The following is a 1,798-nucleotide window of genomic DNA, read 5'->3' on the forward strand; positions in this document are numbered from 1 at the left end:
GAGAGGTGCCCCCCGCCGTCGCGCTCGACGGCCGTGACGGCGGGAGGCACCTCTCGTTGACACGAGAAAACGCCCCCCACGGTCGAACGACCCGTACACCCCGGAACGGTGCCCCGATGACGTCCTCCGCCACGACCAGCTTCTACCCGGTGATCTGTACCCCGCGGCTCCGGGAATGTGCGGACTTCTACACTTCTTTGTTCGGATTCGAGACGACCTTCGACAACGAGTGGTACGTCAGTCTCCGGCGCCCCGAACCGCCGCACTACGAACTCGCCCTGGTCGACGCGGCCCACGAGACCATCCCGGAGGCGTTCCGCCGCCCCGCCCAGGGCGTCCTGCTCAACCTCGAGGTGACCGACGTCGACGCCGAGTACGCCCGGCTCGTGGACGGCCTCGGCCTGAAGCCCGAACTCCCCCTGCGCAGCGAGGATTTCGGGCAGCGGCACTTCATCGTCGCCGCCCCCGACGGCGTACTCGTCGACGTCATCACGCCCATCGCGCCCAGCGCCGAGTACGCCGCCGACTACACGGGGCGCCCCGGCGTCTGAGGAGCGGCCGGTCCGTCCCCGGTTCAGCCCGTGGGCTGCTCCGCGGGCGCGCCGGAGCGGTCGGCGCTCTCCTCCGCCCCCTCCTCGGCCGCGCCCGTGGGCGGGCTCTTGATGACCACCGCCACGAGCACCGCCGAACCGAGCGCCAGCAGCGCGCCGATGACACCGATGGCGTTCATGCCGTCGGTGAACGCGGCCCGGCCCGAGTCGACGAACGCGGCGGCCACGTCGGCGGGCAGGTCCCTCGCCGCCTCCAGCGCCCCGGCGAGCGTGTCGGCGCCGCCGTCCGGGACCTGGTCGGGGACGTCCACCCCGCTGCGGTAGACGGCGGTGCCGACGCTGCCGAGAAGTGCCACGCCGAGCGCCATGCCCAGTTCGGTGCTGGTCTCCGACAGGGCGGCGGCGGATCCGGCCTGCTCGGGCGGTGCCGATCCCACCACGATGTCGGTGCCCAGCGCGATGAGCGGTCCGCCGCCGGCGTAGACGAGGGCGAAGCCGGTCACGGCCTGGGCGATCCCGGACGTGCTGTCGGTGAGGGCCAGCACGACGTGACCCAGCGCCGACACGACCAGGCCGACGGCCACGACGTACCCGGGCCGGACCTTGCTCGCGGCGATCGGGGAGACGACGGACGTCACGATCAGCGCGAAGGCGGCCGGGAGCAGGTACAGGCCCGCCTTCATCGGCGACAGCCCGCCGACGAGCTGCAGGTACTGCGTCACGAACAGGTAGGTGCCGCCGGCGACCAGCATGCTCAGCAGCAGCGTCACCAGGGACGTGCGGAACGCGGGGTCGCCGAACAGGCGGAAGTCCAGCAGCGGGCTCTCCAGCGTGCGCTGCCGGCGGACGAACACGACGGCCATCAGCAGGCCCGCGAGGAGGACCAGCAGCGGCAGCGCGGACGGCCCGTCGTCGGCGATCTCCTTCAGGCCGTAGATCACCGGCAGGATCGCCGCCAGGGACAGGGCCACGCTGGTCAGGTCGACCCGGCCGGCCTCCTCGTCACGGTACTCCGGCAGCAGCACCGGGCCGGCCACCAGCAGCAGCGCCATGACGGGCACGCCGAGCAGGAAGACCGAGCCCCACCAGAAGTACTCCAGCATGGCTCCGCCGACCACCGGGCCGAGGGCGATGCCCACGGAGAACATGGTGACCCAGACGGCGATGGCCACCCCGCGCTGGCGGGCGTCGCGGAACATGTTGCTGATCAGTGCCAGGGTGGACGGCATGAGGGTGGCGCCGGCGAC

General features: G+C 72.3%; 2 protein-coding genes. One reads left to right on the plus strand and one right to left on the minus strand.

Features of this window, described 5'->3' with window-relative positions; translation table 11 throughout:
• Positions 1 to 116 precede the first annotated feature (116 nt).
• Positions 117 to 551, plus strand: a complete 435-nt coding sequence (locus tag AOK18_RS27775) for a VOC family protein (RefSeq protein WP_055574737.1) — start codon at positions 117 to 119, stop codon at positions 549 to 551.
• Positions 552 to 574: 23 nt separating this feature from the next.
• On the opposite strand, the gene AOK18_RS27780 is transcribed toward AOK18_RS27775, so the two are convergent.
• Positions 575 to 1,798 (minus strand): MFS transporter (locus AOK18_RS27780; protein WP_055696117.1); only part of this gene is annotated, 1,224 nt, incomplete at its 5' end.

The organism is Streptomyces prasinopilosus (assembly GCF_001419695.1).
GTDB classification, from domain to species: Bacteria; Actinomycetota; Actinomycetes; order Streptomycetales; family Streptomycetaceae; genus Streptomyces; species Streptomyces prasinopilosus.

What these genes read in the sequence shown, in the direction of transcription:
- AOK18_RS27775 (WP_055574737.1), top strand. Translation starts at nt 117, where the DNA reads ATGACGTCCTCCGCCACGACCAGCTTCTACCCGGTGATCTGTACCCCG.